The sequence below is a fragment of the Citrobacter sp. XY323 genome (assembly GCF_025106035.1).
GTDB classification, from domain to species: domain Bacteria; phylum Pseudomonadota; class Gammaproteobacteria; order Enterobacterales; family Enterobacteriaceae; genus Citrobacter; species Citrobacter braakii.
This window is the reverse complement of sequence record NZ_JANYUK010000001.1, coordinates 626,423-646,123: the sequence shown is the minus strand read 5'-3', so window position 1 is coordinate 646,123 and position 19,701 is coordinate 626,423. Positions and strand designations below refer to the sequence as shown.

The following is a 19,701-nucleotide window of genomic DNA, read 5'->3' as shown; positions in this document are numbered from 1 at the left end:
GGGCATGTTTCATCGCTTATGGACATTAATTCGTAAAGAGCTGCAATCGCTGTTACGTGAACCGCAGACGCGAGCCATTCTGATTTTACCGGTGCTGATTCAGGTTATTCTGTTCCCGTTCGCGGCCACGCTGGAAGTCACCAACGCCACTATCGCTATCTATAACGAAGACAACGGTAAACATTCGGTGGAGCTAACCCAGCGCTTCGCTCGCGCCAGCGCCTTTACGCACGTTCTGCTGCTGAAAAGCCCGCAGGAGATCCAGCCCACCATCGACACGCAAAAAGCCCTGTTGCTGGTGCGCTTCCCGGCCAACTTTTCGCGTAATCTGGATACCTTCCAGCAGGCTCCCATGCAGATTATTCTCGACGGGCGTAACTCTAACAGTGCGCAAATTGCCGCGAATTACCTGCAACAAATCGTTAAGGAGTATCAGCAGGAGCTGATGGACGGCAAGCCGAAACCGAACAACAGCGAGCTGGTGGTGCGTAACTGGTATAACCCGAATCTGGATTACAAATGGTTTGTGGTTCCGTCGCTGATCGCCATGATCACCACCATCGGCGTCATGATCGTCACTTCGCTCTCGGTTGCCCGCGAGCGCGAGCAAGGCACGCTGGATCAGCTGCTGGTCTCCCCGCTTACCACCTGGCAGATATTCATCGGTAAAGCGGTGCCCGCGTTAATTGTGGCAACGTTTCAGGCCACCATTGTGCTGGCGATCGGCATCTGGGCTTATCACATCCCGTTTGCCGGTTCACTGGTGCTGTTCTATTTCACGATGGTGATTTACGGGCTGTCGCTGGTCGGCTTTGGTCTGCTGATTTCATCACTGTGCGCCACCCAGCAGCAGGCGTTTATCGGCGTGTTTGTGTTTATGATGCCGGCGATTTTACTTTCAGGCTACGTCTCGCCGGTCGAAAATATGCCGGTCTGGTTACAGAATCTGACGTGGATAAACCCAATCCGCCATTTTACGGACATCACGAAACAGATTTACCTGAAGGATGCGAGTCTGCAGATTGTGTGGGGAAGTTTGTGGCCGCTGTTGGTAATAGCGGCCACGACCGGCTCAGCGGCGTATGCGATGTTTAGACGCAAGGTGATGTAGCTTTTTGTCTTTCGCCAACAGCGAGACCACGGCGGGTCCGGCAAGGATCACCAGCCCCGCCAGGGCCAGCAAGACGTTGTTTTGCAGCACGCGCGACAGCAACCACAGTACGATCATCGCGGCACCGAAATACCACGTGGTAGTCAGCTCTTCCAGCACATCAGCTACGTCGCGCCAGCGCTGTTCATGGTGACGTTGCAAGGCCAGCATTAATAAAACCGTTACGCCGTAAACGACGCATAATCCCAGGCCGACGCGCACCAGCGTACCGCTCATCCAGCCCATTACCAGCAACGCCACTACCAGTAAATGCAACACAATCTGCCAGCAACTTAGACCCGTTGCGACACGAACACGTTGTTGCCACCTCATGGCTTTTCTCCTGAAGGATTTTCAACTAATTATTCAGAGTACCGGACTTTACGGAAAATTCCGCAACACCGCATCTTTTTGTGACGACGACTACACTATTTTATTTAGGAAGTGACGCCAACGGGAGGCTCATGAGCGGATCGGGAGTTCAATTTTCATTCAATGTGCTCACCATTAATACTCACAAAGGGTTCACCGCCTTCAACCGGCGTTTTATTTTGCCTGAACTACGGGAGGCTGTCAGAACGGTCGGTGCAGACATTGTGTGCCTACAGGAAGTTATGGGCGCGCACGATGCTCACTCGCTGCAGATTGAGAACTGGCCGGATACCACCCACTACGAATTTCTGGCGGACACCATGTGGAGCGACTTCGCCTACGGGCGTAACGCCGTGTACCCGCAAGGGCATCACGGTAACGCGGTGCTGTCGCGTTATCCTATTGAACATTATGAAAATCGCGATGTGTCCGTCGGCGCGAGTGAAAAGCGCGGGGTCCTCTACTGCCGCATCGTGCCGCCAATGCTCTCGCACCCAATCCATGTCATGTGCGTGCATCTCGGTTTGCGTGAAGCACACCGCCAGGCCCAGCTCGCTATGCTGGCTGACTGGGTCAATGCCCTGCCCGACGCGGAGCCCGTGGTGATCGCCGGAGATTTTAACGACTGGCGGCAAACGGCCAATCACCCGTTGAAAGCCAGGGCCGGCCTTGACGAGATTTTTACCCGCGCCCACGGTCGCCCGGCGCGGACGTTTCCGGTGCATTTTCCCCTGCTGCGTCTGGACAGGATCTACGTGAAAAACGCGAATGCCAGTACTCCAACGACGCTGGCGCTGCGTCACTGGCGACATTTGTCCGATCATGCCCCCCTGAGTGCGGAGATTCATTTATGAAAAATGGCTGGCGTGAAGGCAATCAAATTCAACTGCTGGAAAACGGCGATCAATACTATCCCGCCGTCTTTGACGCCATTGAACAGGCACAGCAAAAAATTATCCTTGAGACCTTTATTTGGTTTGAAGATGCGGTCGGAAAACAGCTGCATGCTGCCTTGCTCGGAGCCGCCCAGCGCGGAATCAAAGCAGAGGTGCTGCTGGACGGTTACGGTTCGCCGGATCTTAGCGACAGTTTTGTCGAAGAGTTGACCGTAGCTGGCGTTATTTTCCGCTACTACGATCCGCGCCCGCGTCTGTTCGGTATGCGCACCAATCTCTTTCGCCGTATGCATCGCAAAATTGTGGTCATTGATGATCGTGTTGCCTTTGTCGGCGGTATTAATTATTCCGCTGAACACATGTCTGATTACGGTCCCGAGGCCAAGCAGGATTACGCCGTTCGCGTGGAAGGTCCAGTCGTGGCCGACATCCTGAAATTCGTGCTGGATAACTTACCAGGACAGAGCGCCGTACGACGCTGGTGGCGACGTCATCACCGGGCAATTGAGAATCATCGGCCTGGCGAAGCGCAGGCGCTGTTTGTCTGGCGCGATAACGAAGAGCATCGCGATGATATTGAACGCCACTATTTGAAAATGCTGACCCAGGCCCGGCGGGAAGTGATCATTGCCAATGCCTATTTCTTTCCGGGTTATCGCCTGCTGCATGCCCTACGAAAAGCTGCGCGACGCGGCGTTCGGGTAAAACTCATCGTCCAGGGTGAACCGGATATGCCGATTGTAAAAGTGGGTGCCCGCCTGCTGTATAACTATCTGGTTAAAGGCGGCGTCCATGTCTATGAATACCGGCGTAAGCCCCTGCATGGTAAAGTCGCGCTGATGGACGATCATTGGGCGACGGTAGGTTCCAGCAATCTCGACCCGCTCAGTCTGTCGCTCAATCTGGAGGCGAATCTTATTATTCATGACCGCACGTTTAACCAGACCCTGCGTGACAACCTGAACCCCATTATTGCGCAGGACTGCAAGCGAGTTGATGAATCAATGCTGCCAAAACGCACCTGGTGGAACCTGACCAAAAGCGTGTTGGCCTTCCACTTTTTACGCCACTTCCCGGCGCTGGTCGGCTGGCTACCGGCGCATACCCCGCATCTGGCCGAGGTAGAACCACCCGCACAGCCAACTCTGGAAACCCAGGATCGTATTCCGACTGAGGATGCAGGAGGGGAAACCTGATGCCAAAAAACCACCGACGCTGGCGCTTAGCGAAAAAGATCCTCACATGGCTATTTTTTATTGCGGTCATCGCATTGCTGGTCGTTTATGCCAGCAAGGTCAACTGGCAGGAAGTATGGACGGTAATTCGCGATTACAATCGGATCGCCCTGCTCAGCGCCGTAGGGCTGGTGATCGTCAGTTATTTACTTTACGGCTGCTATGACTTGCTCGGGCGCTACTACTGCGGGCACAAGCTGGCAAAACGCCAGGTCATGCTGGTGTCGTTTATCTGTTACGCCTTCAACCTGACGTTAAGCACATGGGTGGGCGGTATTGGGATGCGTTATCGTCTCTACTCGCGTCTCGGATTACCGGGGAGCACAATTACACGAATTTTTTCACTGAGCATTACCACCAACTGGCTGGGCTATATTCTGCTGGGCGGTTTTATTTTCACCTTCGGCGTCGTTGAACTGCCCGCGCACTGGTATATCGATGAAGGTACGCTACGCCTCTTAGGCATTGCGCTGCTGCTGATGATTGTTGTTTATCTGTGGTTTTGCGCTTTCGCTAAACATCGCCACATCACCATCAAGGGCCAAAAACTGGTACTGCCCTCCTGGAGATTTGCCCTCGCGCAAATGGCGATATCCGGTACTAACTGGATGGTAATGGGGGCGATTATCTGGCTGTTGCTGGGTCAGAATATCAACTATTTCTTCGTGCTGGGCGTGCTGCTGGTGAGCAGTATTGCCGGTGTTATCGTGCATATTCCGGCGGGGATTGGCGTGCTGGAGGCGGTCTTTATGGCGCTGCTGGCAGGAGAGAACACCTCTCAGGGAACAATCATTGCCGCCCTGCTCGCGTATCGCGTGCTGTACTATTTTATTCCGCTGCTGCTGGCGCTGATGTGCTATTTGCTGCTGGAGAGTCGGGCGAAAAAGTTGCGGGTAAAAAACGAGAAGGCGATGGCGAAATGATTCACCGGATGGCGGCTTACGCCATCCGGCAACAGAGAATTAACGACGATTGCCGAAGATACGCAGCAGCATCAGGAACAGGTTGATGAAGTCCAGATACAGCGTTAAGGCCCCAAGAATTGCGTATTTACGCAGATTGGAGCTGTCACGCAGGTCGATCTGCTCACCGATATTTTTCAGCTTCTGCGTGTCATAAGCGGTCAGGCCGACAAACACAATCACCCCAATATAGGTCACCGCCCACATCAGCGCTTCGCTCTTCAACCAGAAGTTAACCAGCGAGGCCAGCACAATACCGATCAGCGCCATAAACAGCATATTGCCGAAGCCGCTGAGATCGCGTTTGGTGGTGTAGCCGTACAAACTCATGATCCCGAACATCCCGCCGGTGACCACGAAGGTGCTGGCGATAGACGAGTAGGTATAGACGATAAAAATGCTTGATAGCGTCAGCCCGGTTAATGCCGAATAGAGCATAAACAGCGTGGTCGCCATTCCCGCGCTGAGCCTTTGCACCATGCCGGACAGGACGAACACCAGCGCTAGCTGGGCGATGATCAGTCCAAAGAAGGTGATTTTGCTGGAGAAGACAAACATCATCACCGCGGGCGTATTTGCTGCATACCAGGCGATAAACGCCGTCAGCAACAATCCGCAGGTCATCCAGCCGTACACCTGCGCCATATACGTTTGCAGGCCGGAACGGGCCTGTACAATAGAATCGGATCGTGGGAATCGGTCCATGACAATCTCCTGAATCAGTATGAGCCTACACCAATTGTACTCTACCAGCGTTTTGCTGCTAGCTTATCGCTGTCGCGGGCATCAACCCAGCGCTCACCTTCTGGCGTGGCCTCGCGCTTCCAGAACGGTGCGCGGGTTTTCAGATAATCCATAATGAACTGCCCGGCATCAAACGCGCTGCTGCGATGCGCACTGGTCACGCCAACAAAAACGATTTCGTCACCCGGCCACAGTTCGCCAATGCGATGAATGACCGTTACTCGTCCCAGCGGCCAGCGCGCACGCGCTTCGTCGACAATCTCCGCCAGGGCTTTTTCGGTCATTCCCGGATAGTGTTCCAGCGTTAACGCCTGCACGCTATCGCCGAGATTGTGATTGCGGACTTTACCGGTGAAAGTGACCACCGCGCCGTCTTCATCGCGTTCGGCCAGCCAGGGATACTCATCCCCGACGCTGAACGGCGCATGACCAACAACAATTCGCGTTTCAGCCATCTTAGCCTCCGGTTACCGGTGGGAAGAAAGCCACTTCGTCACCCGCATTAAGGGGATGGTCAAAACTGACCAGCGTCTGATTTACCGCGGCCAGCAGCTTGCCGTCTTCCAGCGCCAACGCCCAGCGATCGCTTTTTGCCGCAAGACTCCGGCGCAGCGCTTCTACCGTTGCAAACTCAGCGGCGACCTCTATGGCATCCGTGTTCACCAATTCCCGTACCTGAGCAAAGAAAAGAACCTTAATCATGCGCATCCACCTTAAAATCTCCCGATTTGCCGCCGCTTTTAGCCAGCAAACGCACCGGACCAATTACCATATCCTTTTGCACCGCTTTGCACATATCATAGATGGTCAACGCTGCCACGGAGGCCGCCGTTAACGCTTCCATTTCGACGCCGGTTTTCCCGGTCAGGCGACACAGCGTTTCAATGCGTACGCGGTTGTGTTCCGGCTCGGCGTGCAGATTAACTTCAACCTTGCTCAACATCAGCGGATGGCACAGCGGGATAAGATCCCAGGTCCGTTTGGCGGCCTGAATACCGGCAATACGCGCCGTGGCGAAAACGTCGCCCTTATGGTGGCTGCCGTCGATAATCATCGCCAGCGTTTCGCTACGCATGGTAACGAATGCTTCTGCACGCGCCTCGCGTACGGTTTCCGCTTTGGCGGAGACATCCACCATATGCGCTTCGCCAGCGGCGTTAATATGAGTCAGTTGCGACATACTTATTTCTTCAAATGTGGGTGGAAATTACACGGACGCGTACGGGCATCGAGCTGCGGCGCAATGATATTTTCCCATGCGGTACGACACGCTTTAGTCGACCCCGGCATGGCGAAAATCAGCGTTTTGTTGGCCACTCCGGCAATCGCCCGGGATTGCAGCGTCGCGGTGCCAATCTCTTCAAACGACAGCATACGGAATACTTCACCAAACCCTTCGACTTCTCTGTCGAACAGCGGTTGCAGCGCTTCTGGCGCCTGGTCCCCTTCGGTTAAGCCCGTGCCGCCTGTAATGAGCACAACCTGCACATCCTCACAGGCAATCCATGCAGAAACCTGGGCGCGAATGGCGTAGCGGTTCTCTTTGACAATCGCCTTGTCGACAATCTGATGACCCGCCTCTTGCGCCGAGTCACGCAGATAATGGCCGGAGGTGTCATCTTGTTCGCCGCGACGGTTGGAAACAGTAAGAATAGCAATGCGTGTCGGGATAAATTCAGCGCTTACCTGACTCATGAAAAACTCCTTTTAGCGATCAGCCGCCAATGTAAGATAAGTTTTGCGTAATACCGGTATTGTTCTGATGCAGGAAATGAGTCTGCTTTTTCTCCAGCAGCGCGGCTGAAATGCGTTCTTCCAGCGCCGACTGCTGAGCGTCATCTTCAAGCAAATCACGCAGGCTTACGCCGCCTTCACCAAATAAACACAGATGCAGTTTGCCGACAGAGGAAACGCGCAGACGGTTGCAGGTGGCGCAGAAGTCTTTCTCATAAGGCATGATCAGACCAATTTCACCAGCATAGTCAGGATGACAGAAAACCTGAGCCGGGCCGTCGCTGCGCTGTCGGATCTGGTGGATCCAGCCGCGACGCAGCAGCTCATCGCGCAGGACCTGGCCTGAGATATGGTGTTTACGGAAGAGAGAGCTGCCCTCACCCGTTTCCATCAGTTCAATAAAGCGTAGTTGGATAGGACGGGGCTGAACCCACGCCAGGAAGGTGTCCAGTTGATGATGGTTTACGTCGCGCATCAGCACGGTATTGACTTTCACTTTTTCAAAACCCGCATCGAAGGCGGCGTCAATGCCTGCCATCACCTGCTGAAATTTGTCCTGCCCGGTAATGGCGTGAAACTGACGGGCATCGAGGCTGTCGACGCTGACGTTAAGTGCGGTCAGTCCGGCATCGCGCCAGGCAGCAGCATCACGCGCCAGACGATAACCATTAGTGGTCACCGCAATCTGACGGATGGCGTGGTTTTCGCGCACGGCGGCGATAATGTCGGTAAAGTCGCGACGCAATGAAGGTTCGCCCCCTGTCAGACGCACTTTTTCCGTTCCCAGACTGGCGAACGCGCGCGTAACGCGGCGAATTTCATCAACGGTCAAAAAGCCGTTATTGGTGACACCGCCGGGCTTATAGCCATCCGGCAGGCAGTAGGTGCAACGAAAGTTACACACATCGGTAATCGACAAACGTAAGTAGTAAAACTTACGTGCGAAAGCATCGGTAAGTTGAGAGCCCATGTACACCTTTCCAAATACGGGAGACGTAGTCATTTCTTCTTACGCCCTGGTGACAAACTTATTCAAGTATTGTCACGGCCAAAGCACCGTATCATTTGACCCAGGTGCAGAGGCTAGAGTGTTTATTCTCGTCATACTTCAAATTGCAGAAGCGTGGGCTTTATTCGTTCACCCCAGTCACGTACTTATGTCCGCTTACGGGGGATTTTCTCCCTCACTGCCTTCCTGCAACTCAAATTATTCAGAGTACATTGTGGTTATGCCGATACTAGCGTGTAAATGACGCTTTTGCCATGTACACTTTCGCTGTATAAACACATACATAGCGACATGATCGTGCAATTTCGCTACAGAATAAGCAAAAACCACAGTTTTGCATTGATATACATCATCTTGCCGGCAGGTGAATCTCGTCAGAAAGGAGTAGATCGCAGAAAAAAATTACGCCAGATTCCGCCTGGATAATTGCTGAAAACACACTATTTACGTTACTGTAGCGCCGATCAATTGATATCAGGAAAATATATGCGCACTCGCACGCTGGCAGATCTGGACCGCGTTGTCGCTCTCGGCGGAGGGCATGGACTGGGACGCGTTCTCTCCTCTCTTTCCCCTTTAGGTTCACGCCTGACAGGGATCGTCACCACGACCGATAACGGCGGGTCGACAGGTCGTATTCGTCGCTCTGAAGGAGGCATTGCCTGGGGAGACATGCGTAACTGTCTGAACCAGTTAATTACTCAACCCAGCGTTGCATCCGCCATGTTTGAGTATCGTTTTGGCGGTAATGGTGAGCTTTCCGGGCATAACCTCGGAAATCTGATGTTAAAGGCGCTCGATCACCTCAGTGTGCGGCCTCTGGAAGCCATCAATTTAATTCGTAGTCTGCTGAAAGTTGACGCGCATTTAATTCCGATGTCGGAGCTGCCGGTGGATCTGATGGCTATCGACGATCAGGGACATGAAGTCTATGGCGAAGTGAATATCGATCAGCTCACCATCCCGCCTCAGGAACTGATGCTGTCGCCAAAAGTCCCCACCACGCGGGAGGCAGTTGAAGCTATCGCCGAAGCGGATTTGATTTTGATCGGACCCGGCAGTTTTTACACCAGCTTGATGCCGCTCCTGCTACTCGACGAATTGGCGCAGGCATTACGTCGCACACCTGCCCCGATGGTCTACATCGGCAATCTGGGTCGTGAGTTAAGCCTGCCAGCAGCCAGCCTGACGCTTAACGATAAGCTGGCAATCATTGAACAGTACGTTGGCAGGAAAGTGATTGATGCGGTGGTTGTGGGCCCGAAAGTGGATGTATCCACCGTTACCGACCGCGTTGTTATTCAGGAAGTGCTGGAAGCCAGCGACATTCCCTACCGCCATGACCGCCAGCTATTGCATTACGCGCTGGAGAAAGCGGTACAGGCTCTGGGGTGATACCAAGCGCGTGATTAGCATACAATCCTCATCGTAATGAGGATTGTACTTATGGCTTACTGCATTAACCTCTCAGCACAGGTACCTGCTCGGCGGATATTGGCTCTTCGTATCTTGTGCCAAAATTAGACCACCGGGCAAGAATGGCAAAGAATACGGCCATAACCAGGCAACTTAAATTGAACAAAACCCAGGGTGCATAATCCAGCGTCGCTACCCCCAGCGTCTTCGCCATGAACATACCAGATATTGTCCAAGGGAAAAGTCCTTCAAGTAGCGTGGCTCCAGACTCCATTGATCGGGACATATTAACCATATGCAATTTTTTGTTTTTAAAACAAGGATCATAAATATTCTTCACCAGAAAGAAACTGATGACTGCATTGCCAGTGCAGGCAACTAATAAAGAACTTGTGAACATTGTCGCCAACAGAGTACTGGTCACCGTTTTTAATTTCTGAACCAGTCGCCCAAGCAGTACATTAAGGCCACCAGAAACATCAAGTGCCGAAGCGAACATAAATGCACAAAGCATAACCACAATCGGGCTAACCATTGAATACATACCGCCACGATTAAGCAATATATTAATATTTTTAGTCGTAGATTCATTCATCGCGACATCTGAAAAATTGCTGATCATATTGGTATTAAAGCCATTAATCGATGCTTGAACGAGGTCCATCATGGTAAACGGCTGAAAAATTGCGCATATTGCCAGAGCAAAAAAAGAAGATGCGATCAAGACAATAATGGTATCCCATTTTTTTATCGCACCAATAAAGACCAGCAATGTCGGTAATATTAATAAGGGGTTAAGCCAGAATAATGAGTTTAGCGCTTTTTTCATGACCGGGATAGTATCTAGTTGGATTGAATTTACCACATTTAAATCCAACCCCGCGATATAAAACCCCAGGCAGGCAAACAAAAAAGCAGGAACCGATGTATACAACATATTTCTAATACTTTGATAAAGTTCAGCCCCCGCAGCTAACGCGGCCATGTTTGTGGTATCTGATAAAGGAGATAATTTATCACCAAAGTAGGCACCGGAGATAACGGCTCCAGCAGTAATCGGCAATGACACATTCATCGCCGCAGCAACGGCAACCAACGCCACACCAATTGTTCCTGCGGAACCCCATGAAGTGCCTGTAAATGTCGAGATGCAAACCGTCACTAAAAAAGCTGTAAGATATAAGTAAGCTGGGTTGATAATTTCCAGGCCATAATAGACCATTAACGGAATGGTACCACTAACCATCCAGCATCCAATCAACATACCGATCGACAGTAAAATTAACATCGCAGGGACGGCATCTTTAATTTTTTCTATAAAAGTCTGTAGAATTTCCTTACAGCCCGCGCCATAGTATCTGGCAAAAAAACCTGTAATAATCGTAATAACAATTAAGATAAATTCAACTGGGTAATTTAAAACCCCAATACCTATAAAGAAAACCAGGAAAATAGCCACTAATAACATCAATGCTGCATAAAAGCTCGGTTGCTTATTTGTGCTTACCATGTTATTTTCCCGCTATTAATATGTTTTTATAGAATCAAACGCATTCTCTAAGTCCGCAATTAACATCTCTGGAGATTCCTGTCCAATTGAAATCCTAATTAAACCAGGCGCCATCCCATCTTTGCATATTACATCCTGGTTATAACCGCGATTTGGAGAAATAATCAGGCTTTCATATCCCCCCCAACTGCATCCCGGTTTGAAAATTCTACAACTATCAATAATGGCTTTTACTTTTTCAAAACTGCCATCTTTAAGTTCAAAACTAATGAGACCAGAAGTACCAAACATTTGTTGTGAAACAATTTCACGTTGTTTTGCATCAGCCATAAGAGGGTGACAGATATTCTCAACCTCTGCTCTGCTATTGAGAAAAGTAAGAATTGCATAGGTATTATTCTGATGTTGTCTCATGCGCAGCGGCAACGTTCGTAAACCGCGAATCACTAGCCATGCACTATCCGGGGCCAGCACTGCGCCAAGAAGCTGATGTGAAAAATCACGAATAATATCAAGATAGACTTTTGCGCCTACCACAGCACCCGCCGTTAAATCACTGTGACCGCCGATATATTTAGTACAAGAGTGGAGCACTAAATCGAAACCAAGAGTCAATGGCTTTTGGAAGAGTGGCGTAGCCCATGTATTATCAATGGCAGTAATAATATTATTCTCTTTCGCCAACTCTGCTATCATCTGCAGATCCACAACTCGCATGGTCATTGTTCCTGGGGATTCCGTGTATATCATGCGAGTATTCGGCTTTATTTTCTGCCGAATATCCTCGACATCGCCACTGAGAACAATGTCATAGTCAATACCAAAGCGTTGTTGCATTTGCTTCACCAGCACAACTGTTGGACCATAAACATTATTCACCAGAATAATATGGTCACCACTTTTCAGCAGGCCAAACAATGTTGCGCTTATCGCGCCCATGCCCGATCCAAAAACTTTGCAGGCCGCGCCACGCTCCAACGCTGCCAGTTTATGCTCTAACAGTTCCGTTGTTGGGTTAAGCCCCCGGGAATAGATGTAACGTTCAGCTTCGTGCTGCATATCATCACAGTATTGCTGATAGCTCTGCTGCACAAACAGACTGGTTTTTACTAGCGGAGGGCTGACTGCACCAAAATTTTTCTGGTGTTGTTCACCAACTCCAGAACATATCATGGCGTCCTGAACGGCATAATCATTCTCAGCGTAATTGCATATTATCTCTTTCATAATTTTCCTTTATATTTTCGTCAGGGAAATTTCTATAACAGGACAATTATAAAAAAAAGGAACAATGACAGCCTTTTGCTTGCTGCCAAAATGCTGAAAGAATCGTCAGAAATGTAAAGAATAAAACGATGAGATTCACAAAGCTGAAAAACAAAAATCAATTCAGCAAAGAATCAATTAGAGTGAGTGCATTAATTTTAAGAATAATAAATGGCAATAGAAAAACGAATAATATAATTATAAATGATAATACATTCTGTATTTTTCCAATCGCCATGGCATTTACGCGATGGCGAATTGGAAAGTGGAAACAATCTTACGATGCCGCGATAAACAACTCGCGCAGCTGATGCAACTGGTCGCGGATCGTCGCAGCCTCTTCAAATTCAAGATTCTGCGCATGCTGCATCATCTGCCCTTCCAGCTCATGAATCTTCTGCTGCAGCGCTTTTGGCGTCATATCCAGTTCGACAATTTCAGACTTCGCGCCTGCGCGTGACTTCCCTTTGCCTTTCGCCTTAGTCTTCGCAATATTCTGACCCAGCGCCAGAATATCGACCACTTTCTTGTTCAGCCCCTGCGGCGTAATACCGTGTTCTTCGTTGTAGAGCTGCTGTTTCTCACGACGGCGTTCAGTTTCACCTATCGCCTTAGCCATTGAGGCGGTAATTTTGTCGCCGTAGAGAATAGCCTTCCCGTTGATATTACGCGCTGCACGACCGATGGTCTGAATAAGCGAACGTTCAGAACGCAGGAACCCTTCTTTGTCTGCGTCCAGAATCGCCACCAGTGAGACCTCAGGCATGTCCAGACCCTCACGTAACAGGTTGATACCCACCAGCACGTCAAACTCGCCCAGACGCAGGTCACGAATGATTTCCATACGTTCCACGGTATCGATGTCTGAGTGCAGATAGCGCACCCGCTCACCGTGCTCTTCGAGGTATTCGGTGAGATCCTCTGCCATCCGTTTCGTGAGCGTAGTGACCAGCACACGTTCGTTAATCGCCGCACGGATGCGGATCTCAGACAGCAGATCGTCAACCTGCGTCGCCACCGGGCGTACCTCAATGATCGGATCCAGCAGGCCGGTCGGTCGTACTACCTGATCGACGACGTCATCACCGGATTTCTCCAGCTCATAGTTGCCCGGCGTCGCTGAGACGTAGATGGTCTGCGGGGCCAGCGCTTCAAACTCTTCAAATTTAAGCGGACGGTTATCCAGAGCCGACGGCAGACGGAATCCGTATTCGACCAGAGTCTCTTTACGCGCCCGGTCACCACGATACATACCGCCAATTTGCGGGATAGTGACGTGGGATTCATCCACCACCAGCAGGCCGTCGGCAGGCAGGTAATCAAACAGCGTCGGCGGCGGCTCGCCGGGGCCACGCCCGGACAGATAGCGGGAGTAGTTTTCAATCCCCGAGCAGTAACCCAGCTCATTCATCATTTCCAGATCGAACTGCGTACGCTGACTTAGCCGCTGTTCTTCCAGCAGTTTGTTATTTGCCAGCAGGACCTTACGCCGCTCTGCCAGCTCCACTTTGATTTCTTCCATCGCCTGCACGATACGTTCGCGCGGCGTCACGTAGTGCGTTTTAGGATAGATGGTGTAGCGCGAAATCGTGGATTCAACCTGCCCGGTAAGCGGGTCAAACAGCGATAAACGTTCGACCTCTTCATCAAACAGTTCCACGCGCAGCGCGATATCGTCGGATTCAGCCGGGAAAATGTCGATCACTTCACCACGCACGCGGAAGGTTCCGCGCTGAAATGCCTGATCGTTGCGGGTATATTGCAGTTCCGCCAGGCGCCGCAGGATTGCACGCTGGTCGATAATCATCCCCACCGTCAGATGCAGCATCATTTTCAGATACAGATCCGGATCGCCCAAACCATAGATAGCGGAGACTGACGCGACGACAACGACATCCCGACGTTCCAGCAGCGCTTTGGTCGCCGACAGACGCATTTGCTCAATATGTTCGTTAACCGAGGCATCCTTCTCGATGAAGGTGTCAGAACTTGGTACGTAGGCTTCCGGTTGATAATAGTCGTAGTAGGAGACGAAATACTCCACCGCGTTATCCGGGAAGAACTCTTTCATCTCACCGTACAACTGCGCGGCCAGCGTCTTATTGGGAGCCAGCACCATGGTAGGCCGCTGCAAGTCCGCAATTACGTTAGCGATGGTGAATGTCTTCCCCGAGCCCGTCACCCCCAGCAGCGTCTGATGCGCCAGACCATCCTCCAGCCCTTCTTCCAGACGGCGAATAGCCTCAGGCTGATCGCCAGAGGGTTTAAAAGCGGAATTTAGTTTGAACGGTTTACTCATGAGCAGCTACCTGAAGCAATGGGCGGGCAGGTGTGTAATTTTACTCGCAGTCGTATATTTTGCCAGTAAAATATACTGGATGAAAAAACAGTAACGCACCAGAATATTTCTGATACGCCATCAGAATGACCGTGACTGCAGGCTAAAATTTGGCCTCAGACAAGATAAAACACCAGCAAAAACGTGTTATCCCCAAAGCAATGACTTTTTTAACATTTGTCAAGCTGCCCGATGAAAGTTTTGTGGCAACGCATGACACTTCTGCGACAGCCATTGATTTTATCTAACATTCTGTAATTTAATGACTATTATCCCGAGCCGTCTTTCGCATCAATTTAGTCGCAGGCCGCGTCTTCTCTCGCTTACATTGTGTTTTCTAACTCTAATACACAAGGTTATCCACAGGAATAGTGGATAACTGCCTCCAGCCCGTATGGACTGTAGCCTGGCAAAAACGCCCTCACTCCCTTTTCCGGAGGGATAAAAAAAATTTATCGCTATTTTTTGATATTTATCAGCTAACGAAGCGGCCTGGAATGGCCGGGATCTTGCTCGCATTTTCATCATTTTCTTGCCTGCACCATTACGACACCGCCAGGCACTGGCAATGTGCACAAAACAACGCCAGCCCTCCGGCCAGCCAGACGCTACCGCCTGCGCGGCACACTCTCCTGCTGTTTTTTGACCCCAATCCCTCTTCTGGCAAGAGAATTGCAATTTTCTTCCGACGACCTGTACGTGGGGCGGATAGCATCATGCTGGAGGAATCTATGTTGAGTCTTCGCGCAGTGAATCATTATTACGGTAATCAACACTCCCTATGGGATGTGGATCTCGACCTGCTGCCCGGTAAATGTACCGGTGTGCTGGGGCTTCCTGGAATGGGAAAGACTACGCTGACCAATTGCATTATCGGCAATTTACCGATCGAAAGCGGCACCATGTTCTGGCATCAGGCTGGCGCGCCGCCGCGCGACCTGAGTCCCATTCCGGCGGCAAATCGCATCGCGCTGGGCATTAACTACGTTTCACAAGAGAGACGGATTTTTTCGCAATTGACGGTAGAGGAAAATCTGCATATTGCGCGCCAGGCGGTTGAGGAAAGCAAAACGATGAACAGCAGTGATATTTACCGCCTGTTTCCACAGTTGTTCGTACTGCGTCAGGCCAAAGGGGCGGCATTATCGGAAGATGATCAGCACCAGCTTGCGCTCGCCAGCGCGCTGGTCACACGCCCGCGCCTGCTGATCCTCGATGAACCCACGCGGGGAAGTGGCCAGGCATATATCCACAAGCTGGGGAACCTGGTGGTAAGGTTAAGCCAGGAGCTCGGCATCGCCATAATGCTCGCGGAGCAGAGCCTGCCGTTTATTCGTCGGGTCGCTGACTACTACTGCCTGTTACACCGTGGGCGCAACGTGGCTCAGGGGCAAATCACACAGCTCAGCAACCCGCTAATCAACGATTGGGTGACGCCACAGACAAAACGCTAAGATCGATATAACGTCCTGTCGATGCCCGCTCCGGCTCTTCTGCCAGCCAGGGAATTTCCCCCAGCAGCGGAGCCGCAAGCACACGCCTGAGCGTTGCCATATATTCAACATGACGCTTGCCAGGTGGCGTCACATCATTGGCGACCCATCCGGCAAGCGTCAGTCCGGCCTGCTGCACCGCCTGGGCGGTCAGCACAGCGTGGTTGATGCAGCCGAGCTTAACGCCAACCACCAGAATAACCGGCAACTGCTCTGTTTTCACCCAGTCAGCAAAACTCAGCGTTGGCGAAAGCGGCGTAAACCACCCGCCGGCACCTTCCACCAGCACCCAGTCAGCCTGTTGTTCCAGCGCGCGTAAACCCGCAGACATTACTGAGGCCTGAATGGGGCGACCTTCGTCCGCGCTGATGATATGCGGTGAGGTAGGTTCCGCGAAGGTATAGGGGTTGATAGCCGCATAATCCACCGTCACAACGCTGTTGCGCTGTAATGCCAGGGCATCGCTATTACGCAGACCTTCAACCGTCATTTCACTGCCCGACGCCACTGGCTTATAGCCGACGGTTCGCAATCCCCTCTGCCCCGCCGCCTGTAGCAACGCGCAGCTGGCGATAGTTTTCCCCACTTCGGTATCCGTCCCGGTGACAAAAAAAGTGTTAGTCACGTTGAATCACTCCCAAAAATAGATGATAGGTCAGCGGATATTTCCCCTGCTGGCAGGGCCAGGCTAGCTGTAGCTGGCGCAACTGTGAGCGGGTGAGGACGCGCGGCTCGCGGCCATCATGCAAATGCGTCGCGCCAATGCCCTTCAGCGAGCGCATGGCGCTCAGCGCATCGTCAAACCACAGCGTGACGGCATGAGACTGGTATTCAACGTCCCACCCATGCAGGGCGTTTTCCAGTTGCTCCACGGGCAAAAAACGATTGGCGTGTTCCCGCTCATCAACCGCTCGCCACGCCTGACGAAGTTCCGGCATTGACCCCTGCGCCAGGGTACTAAACGCCACCGTCCCGCCAGGACGCACCACCCGGTAAAGCTCACGTAACGCGCCGCGCAGATCGCTGCACCACTGTACGGCCAGATTGCTCCAGGCGAGGTCGAAAGTAGCAGCAGCCTGCGGAATGGCTTCAATATCCGCCAGCAAATAGCGGTGGGCGACATCGTGACGCTGTGCTTCAGTCAGCATTTGCGCCGACAGATCCAGCGCGCAGACCTCGCTCCCCTGCTCCCGCCAGTAACGGCTCATACGCCCGGGTCCGCAGCCCGCATCTAAAACCTGAGAGAATGCCCGACCATCGAGTCGCGCCAGTAACGCATCGGCGCTCTGACGCTGGAGTTCCGCGTGTTGCTCATAGTGAGTAGCCGCGCGACCAAACGCGGCAGCAATCGCCTGCTTATTGACCTGCGCCATGCAGCACCTCCAGTAAGCGATCGATATCCTGGACTTCATGCGCCTGGGTCAGCGTAAGCCGCAGCCTGGCCGTACCAACCGGCACCGTCGGTGGGCGAATAGCCGTCACCCAGCATCCCTGTTGACGTAATGCCGCCGCCAGCTGCAAGGCTTTATGATTGTCGCCCACGATCAGTGGCTGAATGGCGCTGTCTGACTGCGCCAGCGTTAAGTCCGGCGTATTCACCCCAGCGCGAAAACGCTGGATCAGCATCGCCAATTTTTCTCTGCGCTCATCGCCTTCGCGGCTGCGGATCACCTCCAGCGCGGCGCGCAAGGCCTGGGCCTGCGCCGGAGGCATACTGGTGCTGTAGATCAGATGACGGGCAAACTGCAGCAGATAATCGGCCACGCTGTCTGAGCACAAGATTGCCGCACCGCTGACGCCAAACCCTTTGCCAAACGTCACCACTAACAGCTCGGGTTTCACCTGCTGTCGGGAGCACGAGCCGCGCCCTTCCTCACCGCTCACGCCAATCCCGTGCGCATCATCCACCAGCAACCACGCGCCATGCCGCTCAGCTACCGCGTGAATTTCCGCCAGCGGTGCGCTATCGCCATCCATGCTGAACACCCCTTCAGTGACCACGAGTTGTTGCCCCGGACAGGGGGTGGTCAGCAGACGTTCCAGATGTTGGGGATCGTTATGGGTAAAGCGACGTAGCACGGCAGGGCTAAGGCTGGCAGCTTCCAGCAGTGAGGCATGGCTGAGCCGGTCAGCAACAATCCGGTCCTCTTTGCCCATCAGCGCGGCAATAACCGCCTGATTAGCGGCAAAACCGGAGATAAACAGTAGCGCCCGTGAATAGCCGAGCCATTGCGCCAGCTCATCCTCCAACGCCTGATGAGCAACGGAATAACCGCTGACATGACCCGAGCCGCCGCTGCCGACGCCAAAACGCTCAGCGCCTTGCTGCCACGCGCAGATAATATGCGGATGGTGGCTTAAGCCAAGGTAGTCGTTGCTGGAAAAATTCAGGTATTGGCGACCGTCGGCCTGCAGCCAGCGACCGGCACCCTGCGTCACCGCATAGCGCCGACGCAACGCATCAGCACGACGACGCGCCGTTAACGCATCGTCTATTTTTTGCTGCCAGGTCATACGGTTGCCGCGTTGTAGTATTCGTCGGTATCTGGGGTACGCAGCGCCTGCTCCAGGCGTTGCTGCTGTTCGTTATCACCCGCCAGCACCGCCGTTTGCTGCGGATTGAGGCCCAGTTTGCGAAACAACAGCAAATCCTTATCTTCGTTCGGGTTCGGCGTGGTCAGCAGTTTGCAGCCGTAGAAAATCGAGTTAGCCCCGGCCATAAAGCACATCGCCTGGGTTTGTTCGTTCATCTGCTCGCGTCCGGCTGAAAGACGGACATATGAAGTCGGCATCATGATCCGCGCCACGGCGATAGTACGAATAAAATCAAAGGCATCCACATCGTCATTATCGGCAAGCGGCGTGCCTTTCACTTTCACCAGCATGTTGATCGGCACGCTTTCTGGCGGCGTTGGCAGATTCGCTAATTGCAGCAACAGACCCGCGCGGTCGGTCACCGTTTCCCCCAGTCCCACAATCCCGCCGGAGCAAACTTTAATGCCCGCCTCACGCACTTTATCCAGCGTATCCAGGCGCTCCTGGTACGAACGGGTTGTGATGATATTGCCGTAGAATTCCGGCGAGGTGTCGAGGTTATGGTTGTAGTAGTCCAGACCCGCATTAGCCAGCCGCTGGGCCTGATTTTCGTTCAGCGTACCCAGCGTCATACACGCTTCCAGCCCCAGTTCTTTTACGCCCTGAACCATCTGTTCCAGGTAAGGCATGTCGCGTTCGTGTGGATTCTTCCACGCCGCGCCCATGCAAAACCGCGTTGAACCGGCCTGTTTCGCTTTACGCGCAGAGTCCAGTACCTGTTCAACCTCCATCAAACGTTCCGTTTCCAGACCGGTTTTATAGCGGGAGCTTTGCGGGCAGTATTTGCAGTCTTCCGGGCAGGCACCGGTCTTAATCGACAGCAGCGTACTGACCTGAACCTGCCGCGGATCAAAGTGCTGACGGTGAACCTGCTGCGCTTCAAACAGCAGATCCAACAGCGGTTTTTCAAATAATTCGGTGACTTGCGACATTGTCCAGCGAGAAGAATGAGCCATATTGGTATACGTTTCGTTATGAGTT

20 protein-coding genes and 1 riboswitch are annotated in these 19,701 nt (G+C 52.4%); of the genes, 6 read left to right on the top strand and 14 right to left on the bottom strand.

All coding sequences use genetic code 11. From position 1 onward, the window contains the following. Positions 1-4 precede the first annotated feature (4 nt). A complete protein-coding gene (locus N0B36_RS03035; protein WP_047501272.1) occupies positions 5-1,111 on the top strand; it encodes an ABC transporter permease in 1,107 nt (368 codons plus the stop codon). Here the strand turns inward: N0B36_RS03035 and N0B36_RS03030 are convergent. Next, positions 1,073-1,483 carry a YbhQ family protein gene (locus tag N0B36_RS03030; protein WP_016152353.1) on the bottom strand — a complete coding sequence of 137 codons (411 nt, stop codon included), beginning with the start codon at positions 1,481-1,483 and terminating at the stop codon, positions 1,073-1,075. The genes N0B36_RS03035 and N0B36_RS03030 overlap by 39 nt on opposite strands. 131 nt (positions 1,484-1,614) lie before the next feature. Here N0B36_RS03030 and N0B36_RS03025 point away from each other — a divergent pair, with 131 nt between their 5' ends. From N0B36_RS03025 to N0B36_RS03015, 3 genes are read left to right on the top strand one after another with little or no spacing between them, the layout of a single operon-like run. Next, positions 1,615-2,376, top strand: coding sequence for an endonuclease/exonuclease/phosphatase family protein (locus N0B36_RS03025; protein WP_049282686.1), 762 nt, complete (start codon positions 1,615-1,617; stop codon positions 2,374-2,376). Beyond that, complete coding sequence (clsB, locus tag N0B36_RS03020; protein ID WP_019076341.1) at positions 2,373-3,614, top strand: cardiolipin synthase ClsB; 1,242 nt, start codon at positions 2,373-2,375, stop codon at positions 3,612-3,614. The genes N0B36_RS03025 and clsB overlap by 4 nt, the downstream gene beginning before the upstream one ends. Beyond that, entirely contained in the window at positions 3,614-4,576 is a 963-nt protein-coding gene (locus N0B36_RS03015) for a YbhN family protein (protein ID WP_259686047.1), read from the top strand. Before clsB ends, N0B36_RS03015 begins: the two co-directional genes overlap by 1 nt. 39 nt (positions 4,577-4,615) lie before the next feature. Here the strand turns inward: N0B36_RS03015 and N0B36_RS03010 are convergent, their stop codons facing one another. The 6 genes from N0B36_RS03010 to moaA form a co-directional block, all read right to left on the bottom strand. Then, positions 4,616-5,320 (bottom strand): Bax inhibitor-1/YccA family protein, encoded by a 705-nt coding sequence (locus N0B36_RS03010; protein WP_003831536.1) that lies wholly within the window; start codon positions 5,318-5,320, stop codon positions 4,616-4,618. 41 nt (positions 5,321-5,361) lie between these two features. Then, a complete protein-coding gene (gene moaE / locus N0B36_RS03005) occupies positions 5,362-5,814 on the bottom strand; it encodes a molybdopterin synthase catalytic subunit MoaE (protein WP_046274634.1) in 453 nt (150 codons plus the stop codon). Position 5,815: 1 nt separating this feature from the next. Continuing rightward, entirely contained in the window at positions 5,816-6,061 is a 246-nt protein-coding gene (moaD, locus tag N0B36_RS03000) for a molybdopterin synthase sulfur carrier subunit (protein ID WP_016152348.1), read from the bottom strand. Then, positions 6,054-6,539 (bottom strand): cyclic pyranopterin monophosphate synthase MoaC, encoded by a 486-nt coding sequence (gene moaC / locus N0B36_RS02995; protein ID WP_003035188.1) that lies wholly within the window; start codon positions 6,537-6,539, stop codon positions 6,054-6,056. The genes moaD and moaC overlap by 8 nt, the downstream gene beginning before the upstream one ends. Positions 6,540-6,541: 2 nt before the next feature. Next, complete coding sequence (gene moaB, locus N0B36_RS02990) at positions 6,542-7,054, bottom strand: molybdenum cofactor biosynthesis protein B (protein WP_259686046.1); 513 nt, start codon at positions 7,052-7,054, stop codon at positions 6,542-6,544. Positions 7,055-7,073: 19 nt separating this feature from the next. Continuing rightward, complete coding sequence (gene moaA, locus N0B36_RS02985; RefSeq protein ID WP_016152346.1) at positions 7,074-8,063, bottom strand: GTP 3',8-cyclase MoaA; 990 nt, start codon at positions 8,061-8,063, stop codon at positions 7,074-7,076. After that, positions 8,051-8,196, bottom strand: a riboswitch (molybdenum cofactor riboswitch). (Overlaps the previous gene by 13 nt.) Before the next feature lie 392 nt (positions 8,197-8,588). On the opposite strand from moaA, the gene yvcK reads away from it, so the two are divergent. Beyond that, a complete protein-coding gene (yvcK, locus tag N0B36_RS02980; protein WP_016152345.1) occupies positions 8,589-9,497 on the top strand; it encodes a uridine diphosphate-N-acetylglucosamine-binding protein YvcK in 909 nt (302 codons plus the stop codon). 64 nt (positions 9,498-9,561) lie between these two features. On the opposite strand, the gene nhaC is transcribed toward yvcK, so the two are convergent. The 3 genes from nhaC to uvrB form a co-directional block, all read right to left on the bottom strand. Then, positions 9,562-11,028 carry a Na+/H+ antiporter NhaC gene (gene nhaC / locus N0B36_RS02975; protein ID WP_047501283.1) on the bottom strand — a complete coding sequence of 489 codons (1,467 nt, stop codon included), beginning with the start codon at positions 11,026-11,028 and terminating at the stop codon, positions 9,562-9,564. A 15-nt stretch (positions 11,029-11,043) separates the two neighbouring features. After that, positions 11,044-12,255, bottom strand: coding sequence for a PLP-dependent aspartate aminotransferase family protein (locus N0B36_RS02970; protein WP_047501285.1), 1,212 nt, complete (start codon positions 12,253-12,255; stop codon positions 11,044-11,046). Positions 12,256-12,571: 316 nt separating this feature from the next. Continuing rightward, the gene (uvrB, locus tag N0B36_RS02965) at positions 12,572-14,593 is read right to left on the bottom strand and encodes an excinuclease ABC subunit UvrB (protein ID WP_016152344.1); all 2,022 of its coding nucleotides are present in this window, start codon (positions 14,591-14,593) and stop codon (positions 12,572-12,574) included. Between the two features lie 770 nt (positions 14,594-15,363). Here uvrB and N0B36_RS02960 point away from each other — a divergent pair. Next, positions 15,364-16,086 (top strand): ABC transporter ATP-binding protein, encoded by a 723-nt coding sequence (locus N0B36_RS02960; protein ID WP_259686045.1) that lies wholly within the window; start codon positions 15,364-15,366, stop codon positions 16,084-16,086. Here N0B36_RS02960 and bioD read toward each other — a convergent pair. Genes bioD through bioB form a run of 4 tightly spaced genes read right to left on the bottom strand, consistent with a single transcriptional unit; the run spans position 16,052 to position 19,676 of the window. Beyond that, on the bottom strand, positions 16,052-16,750 hold the full coding sequence (bioD, locus tag N0B36_RS02955; RefSeq protein WP_259686044.1) for a dethiobiotin synthase: 699 nt from the start codon (positions 16,748-16,750) through the stop codon (positions 16,052-16,054). The two genes, N0B36_RS02960 and bioD, sit on opposite strands and share 35 nt — an antisense overlap. Further along, entirely contained in the window at positions 16,743-17,498 is a 756-nt protein-coding gene (gene bioC / locus N0B36_RS02950) for a malonyl-ACP O-methyltransferase BioC (protein WP_016156049.1), read from the bottom strand. Before bioC ends, bioD begins: the two co-directional genes overlap by 8 nt. After that, positions 17,482-18,639: an 8-amino-7-oxononanoate synthase gene (bioF, locus tag N0B36_RS02945; protein ID WP_200079514.1), complete on the bottom strand. Its 1,158-nt coding sequence runs from the start codon at positions 18,637-18,639 to the stop codon at positions 17,482-17,484. Before bioF ends, bioC begins: the two co-directional genes overlap by 17 nt. Next, entirely contained in the window at positions 18,636-19,676 is a 1,041-nt protein-coding gene (gene bioB, locus N0B36_RS02940) for a biotin synthase BioB (RefSeq protein WP_029139462.1), read from the bottom strand. Before bioB ends, bioF begins: the two co-directional genes overlap by 4 nt. Positions 19,677-19,701: the final 25 nt, after the last annotated feature.